Annotated in this window: 5 protein-coding genes; all 5 read right to left on the bottom strand. The window is 48.6% G+C overall.

Annotated elements, in window-relative coordinates; translation table 11 throughout:
* Positions 1 to 1,137 (bottom strand): FAD-dependent monooxygenase (locus tag ACR6Z4_RS01525; RefSeq protein WP_479715433.1); only part of this gene is annotated, 1,137 nt, incomplete at its 3' end.
* The gene (locus tag ACR6Z4_RS01520) at positions 1,085 to 1,483 is read right to left on the bottom strand and encodes a NifB/NifX family molybdenum-iron cluster-binding protein (protein WP_479715432.1); all 399 of its coding nucleotides are present in this window, start codon (positions 1,481 to 1,483) and stop codon (positions 1,085 to 1,087) included. The genes ACR6Z4_RS01520 and ACR6Z4_RS01525, both read right to left, overlap by 53 nt.
* Entirely contained in the window at positions 1,461 to 1,592 is a 132-nt protein-coding gene (locus ACR6Z4_RS01515) for a hypothetical protein (protein ID WP_479715431.1), read from the bottom strand. The genes ACR6Z4_RS01520 and ACR6Z4_RS01515 overlap by 23 nt, the downstream gene beginning before the upstream one ends.
* 300 nt (positions 1,593 to 1,892) lie before the next feature.
* Positions 1,893 to 3,389: a PAS domain-containing sensor histidine kinase gene (locus ACR6Z4_RS01510; protein WP_479715430.1), complete on the bottom strand. Its 1,497-nt coding sequence runs from the start codon at positions 3,387 to 3,389 to the stop codon at positions 1,893 to 1,895.
* Between the two features lie 230 nt (positions 3,390 to 3,619).
* A complete protein-coding gene (locus ACR6Z4_RS01505; protein ID WP_479715429.1) occupies positions 3,620 to 6,712 on the bottom strand; it encodes a chemotaxis protein CheB in 3,093 nt (1,030 codons plus the stop codon).
* Between the last annotated feature and the right edge of the window lie 708 nt (positions 6,713 to 7,420).

The following is a 7,420-nucleotide window of genomic DNA, read 5'->3' as shown; positions in this document are numbered from 1 at the left end:
TGAGAACAAGCGATTGGCGAGGTCCGTCCCCAATAAAACAGTTGCATTATCGGTTTGACGTTGCGACTGATAGTGTCGCAGTAGATCGGTCTGTCCCGGATCTGCGCCCCGAGTGTTTGCCTGGATCAGCAACGCTGCTAAAACAGCTACATCTCGCAATCCCATATTCAGCCCTTGTCCACCCACCGGATGAGTGGCATGGGCAGCATCACCGACCAGTGCCAAACGATGGGATTGATAGGATTTGCTATGTTGGCGACGGGGAAGATAACATGCCCGTGAAGAAACCGATAGAACCTGCCCTAAATCGGGGCTGATGCGGGGAGCCATGGTTTCAATAAAACGTGCATCATCCAGTGCCATCAAGCGATCGCGTTCTTGTAATGGAGCCGTCCAGACGACACAACTGCGATGGGCAGTGGGCGATTCCTGGGGGGCAATCATCGGCAGGATAGCAAAGGGACCGCTGTGATGGAAGCGCTCGTATCCCGTTTGCTGGTGGGAATGTTCTGTTTGTATGGTGCAGACAATCAATGCTTGCGGGTATTCCCAATCAACCAGGGGAATATTTGCCCACTGGCGCACGTAAGATTGTCGCCCATCGGCACCCACGACTAGACGAGTAGAAACCTGTCGGATCTCACCCTGATGGTCTACCGTTACCTGGAGATGGCTGGGGTAAGATGCGATCGCCACCACCTGAGCCGGACGAAACCATTGCACCTGTGGAATTGTGGTAATCGCCTGGGCTAATGCCGTTTCAGTGACTCGATTTTCTACCACATACCCCAGTGCGGCAACCCCCAGATGCTCTCGATGCAAGGTTGTGGTGTGGGGAAACCCCTGATCGGAGACAACTACCCGGTGAATGGGTGACACCCCCAGGGTTTGCATGGTATCCCAAACGCCAATGTGATTGAGAATCTGTGTTGAACCCAGCGCGATCGCACTGGCTCTACCCTCTTGCGCCAATCGTTGTTGAAAGTCTGAGAATTCAACGATGCCCACTCGCAGCGACGTTTGTCTGAGGGCGGTTGCCAGGGCCATACCCACCATGCCACCGCCCACAATCAGGACATCAAAATCAACCATTACACCCACACTCACCGTCCGGTTCATGACCCGCCGCGTGATCATGGGTATGCCCATGCTCTTCGGGTGTGCCTGTGACGAGGGAACCTACGAGATAGGCTGCTACAGCGGCATCGGGATCGGTCTCAGGGGTGACGATAGCTTTAATGCCTTTTGCTTCTAACCGACGGGCTAAGCCACTGCCCATACTGCCGCTAATCAACACTTGCACATCATCCAGGGGATGGGGAGCGGTGACGGGAGTGGCATGAAAACTTTGATCGTTCGACAATTGCAGAAGCTGTTTGCTTTCATGGGTTGAATCATCTAATTGATAAATCCAGAATTGCAAGCAGTGTCCGGCATGACCTGTTAAATCGGTTTGGTTGTTACTTGAAACAGCAATTTTCATAGAAGACTTCCTGATAGTCCACGATAAAAATACAACAATGACAATCGGCGATCGCTCCGTTGATCTGCATTGCCAAAACCACAACTTTCTCGATAGGTTCTGATGGCAATCTGCAATTCTCAAGATGAGAGCAGCTGGCTTTGTGATCTCTGAATGCGACTTTTTAAGTATATAACTAAAAAGAGATTTTAAGATTAGCTATCTTCCGGGGATCTGAAGCGTAACGGTGATCTATCCTTACTGATTGGCAACGGCGATCGCGCCTCCACTCAAGGCGACGTGTTGTTTCACCGTGCAATCCACGATCTTAGGAATGGGAATTAAATAACTTCGATAATTTGTTGTACGGGCGAACGGTCGTTCGCCCCTTTAAAAGATGCAATAGTCGATCGTATTTAATCCACGATCCTTAAGTCGTGATATTACGAGCGATCGGTTGGCGGGGCAGGCGAATGGTAAAACAACTGCCTTGCTCTGCGACACTATGAATAGACACCATGCCACCATGTAGCTCTGTGAGATGCTTGACAAGTGCTAAACCCAGGCCCGTGCCGGCATATCGACGATTGAGTTGGTTGTCAATTTGCAGAAAGGGTTGAAAGATCGTTTCGAGATGTTCTGGGGTTATGCCGATGCCTGTATCCTTGACGGCAAATACCATCCAGCCGGGTGGGTTGGATGGTGTTTGTGCAGCTTGAGTCGCATCATCCGCAGGCAGGGTCAGATAACTTGGATCATGGGATGGGTGAGTCTGGATCTCTGAAGTATACTCTTCCCAGGTTTGCAGGCTGACCTGCAAGATGACTTGACCCGCATTTGGCGTAAATTTGACGGCATTATTGAGTAAATTGAGGAGAATCTGTAATACTCGTCGTTCATCTGCTATCAGGGTGCCTACATCGGGGGCTATATCAGCTTGCAGTTGAATGTGCTTACTATCGGCTTGAGATTTGACCAGGGAAAAGCTGGTTTTACACAGCCGTGCCACATCGACTGGAGCCAGATTCAGTTCAATGGTGCCAGCTTCAATTTTTGACAGATCGAGAATGTCGTTAATCAAGTTCAGCAAATGATTGCCATTGCGTGCAATGGCTTCGACCGCCTCTTTTTGACGTGAATTCAGGTCTCCAAAAATTTCTTCCTGTAAGATTTCCGACATTCCTAGAACTGCATTCAGGGGAGTGCGTAATTCGTGGCTAACATTGGCTAAAAACTCGCTTTTTGCCCGGTTGGCAAGCTCTGCTTGTTGTTTTGCCTCGGCTAATGCCAGGGTGCGCTCTTGCACCTGCCTCTCTAGATCGTTATTGAGTTGCTCTAGCAGTGCGGTCATCTGTTTTTGTAGCGTAATATCGCGCAGCAACCAGAGAAACTGAAGCACATTGCCATTGCCATCATAGGTGATTGAAAATGTAACGGATACGTCTAAGGGGGATGTGTGGCGGGGATAGATCTGAATGTGCCAAGCTGGATGGCTAGTAGCGGTGGCTAGGTAAGATTGATTGAATCGCTCTAGAAGGGTGTAAAACTGAGGGCGGTCAGCCTCTGCAAGAAATACTGAAAACGGTTTGCTGACTAAATAAGACTGAGACACACCCAGCAAGTTGGCGATCGCCACATTTGCTTCTTGAATGATCCCTGTGCTATTGGTGATCAAATAGCCATCAGGAGCTAGATTGAATAGTTCGTAATACCGTCGTTTTTCGGCTTCAACTTGCTGCTGGGTTGAGATTAAGGTCTGATTTTGTAAACAGAGTTCGTGTTCTGAGGTTTGTAATTCTTCTAAAACTAACGTCAGTTCTCTCAAGGCAGCTTCGAGAAGAGTTTGTTTCACCGGCTCTTCCATTGCCCGTTGATGCAGTACTAATGCCCGTTGATAAACCGCCTCGATTTTTTTGGTCATGTCCATAGGTGATATCCTCCCTGCATCAGTACAATCGGATATTGACTGCCAGATCAAGAGTATAGTGCAACCAGGACGCCACGATCGTGGGGTGGGGGGCTGCACTCTGAAGAGAAGATTTCATTATTCCTTTCACCCCCTATGCTAGGGCAACACAAACTGAGTTAGAACCCGTCAAATTCATCCCCAAAACCAGCAATACTTCAAGATGTTTTTTGGCGTTGGGGTTAAATCTCCTATTCCGGTGAGCTGGGGCGACCTGACCCCTCGTTGTTTGTGAAATTGCTAACATCCTCGATCGCCAATAAAATCAAGTGATCTCCACTGTTTAATGATAACTTGCGAACATTCAGTCGCAGGTCTTTTTGACCTAACTGTTCAAAGTAATGGGAAATTTGTACGTCGTCGATCTGGCTGGTGTAGGGTAATCGATTTTCTAATAGCGATCGCAATTGCGGAATATTCCATTGACCATTACCCAGGTCAAAAATCTGGCATTGCCCCGTATTACTCGATGAGATTTGAAACTTGCCCAGATCGGAGATATGGCATTGCTCGGATTCGCCGAGTGAGATCTGAAATGTGTCATAAAAGCGTTGATTTGCCATAACAATTTGCAGGTTGGCATTCAAAACGACCAGTGATTCGCTCACCGTCTGCACGATTGCCTCGGCATATTCCTGGGTGATCCGTAGTTGGTCGCTACTGCGCTTGATCGCATCAATTTCTACCACGATCACCATTGCCCCATCAATGCGGTTATCAATCGTGCGATAGGGGCGAATTCGCAGGTCATACCAGTGCCCACCCTGGTCTTGGACTTCCTGGGTTTTGAGATGAAGGGTATTGATCACCTCTAAAATTTGTGCTTCCAGATCCGTAATATTGAGATTGTGTTTGATATCGCTGAGGGGGCGACCGATATCAGTTGGAATCAAGTTAAACAATGATGCCGCAGTGGGGGTAAAGCGGCGAATTTTTAAATCCGATTCCAGCATCAAAATTGGAATGTTGATACTGCTCAGCAAATTTTGAAAGTCGTTGCTGACTTGCATGGTTTCAACATTGCGGCGATAGAGTTCGTCGTTGATGGTGCTGAGTTCTTCATTGGTCGCCTGGATTTCTTCCTTTGCCGTTTGCAATTCTTCGTTAGTGCTTTGCAATTCTTCGTTGCTCGACAGAATTTCTTCGTTAGCCGCTCTCAAATCTTGATTGGTGGCTTGTTGGTCTTCAATGATCGATCGCAGATAGGCTTTGGTGGTTTCGAGTTCTCGCTCTAACCTCAAAATTTCTGCTTGTTCCTGGCTCTTTTTCTTGCGAGTTGATGATGTTGGTGCTGGCAGTTTAGCGTCACGGGCGATCGCCGGTCGGATAGACATATCGCTAAACAAAATCAAAAAATAGTCGTCGTCACTATTGGCATTCGGTTTCATGAGAATGACATCCAGCCGGACGTGCCAGCTACGCTCCCCGTCTTTTAGTTTAATTCCGTCTCTAGACACGGCTTTGCCGTCTTGTTTAACCTGATGAATCGCCGTGCGCAGTTCCAGCCGCAGTTCTTCTCTAACCATAATCAGCACATTCAAGCTGGCTTGTCCCGGCGATGGCTCTAGATATAGCCCCGTGTGCCCCCGAAATTGCACAATATCCAGTTGGGCATTGACCACCACTCCACTGGGTGCATATTGGCTCAACACAATCTGATCGGCGACATCAGACAAGTTCACCTGGCTAAACTGCGTTTCACTTAACAGGGGCAACAGGGGGGATGGGGTGGAATAGTTGCTGCGCTCCAATTCCATCGGCAGCAATGGGGAGACGGGTTGTTTGGCATAGATTTTATGCTTGCGATCGAGCAAATGAAAGAGATTGGAAAACTCTCCTACGGTTTCAGATGAACCCAGCATCAAAAATCCGGTTGGCTTCAGCCCATAATGAAACATCGGCAGCACTTTTTTTTGTAGCGATGTCCCAAAGTAAATTAAAACATTGCGACAACTGATCAGATCCATGCGAGAAAAGGGTGGATCGCTAATCAAGTTTTGCCGAGCAAAGACACACCGTTCGCGGACGACTTTACTGATCTGGTAGTTGCCATCCAGGCTGACAAAAAAGCGTTGCAGGCGATCGGCAGAGATATGGGCGACCTGGCTGGGTAAATAAATGCCCATGCGAGCTTGATTGATCACCAGTTCGCTGACATCGGTGGCAAAGATCTGAACCTGGGGTTGATAGGGTTGATTGGCAAGAAATTCAAGCAAACAGATGGCGATGGAATAGGCTTCTTCTCCGGTCGAACACCCGGCTACCCAAATGCGGATAGGTAAATCAGGTGGGCGATCGCGCAGGATTACCGGAAAGACTTCGCGTTTCAAGACCTCAAAGGCGGTCGGATCGCGGAAAAAGCTGGTGACATGAATCAAAATTTCCTGATACAACGCCTGGATTTCTTCGCGATTGTCGTTTAGATAGCGAACATAATCGGTTAATTGTTGCAGGTGATGAAGTGCCATCCGCCGGAAGATTCGGCGATGCAGGGTGGTGCGCTTGTAGTTCGTGAAATCGACCCCAAAGTTAGTTTGAAGCAAGTTAAAAATGGTTGCAAGAGCATCAGTTTGCAATGAGGATTCATCGTCACTGGGGATGCTTGGCGCTACGGTGGTGACGTAGGGATGACGGCTGATGTTTGTCAGTTCAGCGGCAATCTCTTCGGGCGTCAAGATAAAGTCTACTTGCCCGGTGGCGATCGCCATATTGGGCATACTATTGACCTGGGCTGAGCTATCGGATTGGGCAAAGGTGATGCCTCCAGCCGCTTTGACTGCCTCTAACCCCAAGGTGCCATCATCAGCGCCACCTGACAGCACCACCGCGATCGCTTTATCGCCCCGTTCTTCTGCCAGAGAATTGAAAAACGTATCCACTGCCCGTATGACCTGGATTTTCTGGCGCACGGTAAGACAAAGTTTTCCCTGGTTCAGGGTCATGGTCGCGTTGGGCGGAATCACATAAACATGGTTTGGAGCGATCGCCATGCCATCTTGCACTTCATGAACGGGCATGGCGGTTGTCCGTGCCAAAATTTCGCTCAGCAGACTGGGCTGATGGGGATCTAAGTGTTGTATCAACACAAATGCCATGCCCGTATCGATGGGTAAATGGCTGAGCAATTGGCTAAAGGCTTCTAACCCACCGGCTGATGCCCCAATGCCAACGACGGGAAAGCGATCGCTTGATGGGGTATCTATCGGTTCAGATGGCTGGGCTGTGGGAAGATTGGCATCATCGGGATTGGTATCAGAGGGTTGTGGCGATCGAGGTGAGAGCATAGATTAGGCTGAACGTAACGGGTCTAATAATTAAGACAAATTCAAGGCAAATACAGCGCTTCGCGCTTGAATATGTTTAGATTTTTTGTTGTGTGCCGCGCGGAGCGCGGCACACAACAAAAAATCTGTGGCTTAAGCAATTGAAAATAGCTGTAAGTCAGGCAGATAGAGTAGCCGCAAGGCTAATGAGGACAGGAGCGCGGGGACTGTGCCCCCGAACAGGGGTTCTACCTCTGCATCCTGTTCTAATGAACCCTACAACTGCTATACGTCAGGCAAACAAGCCATCTTGCTTAATTGTTATCACACAACTCTCATCCATCCTGTGAAACCCTCCATCTATTTTCCAATTTCGGTCGTGTGGTGATTTTCAATTGAGTAGAGTATGGATGAATGGCACTGACTTAACTATCCGAATCGCCCCCCAACCTCCAAATCTGGGAGACTTCCGATCCGGCTCCCCCAGATTTGGGGGTTGGGGGGCTAGTTTTTGCTTATTTCAGTGACATTCGAGTATGGATTATTTTTGAAAGCCGGAGCAGGGCTTTCAAAAAATAATCTAGTTTTAGCCGAGCCTGACCAAATCTGTCAGAAGCAGCAAATTTTTAAGATCCCTCTCTCCCAGGAGAGGGGTTTTGCAAGAGAAAATAAATTAGGATGAGGAATAAACGTGACTTGCCCCTGTGTCCTGTGCTTGTATCTCTGACA

Source organism: Calyptranema fuscum S582 (assembly GCF_055793305.1).
This window is presented reverse-complemented; position numbering and strand designations above follow the sequence as displayed.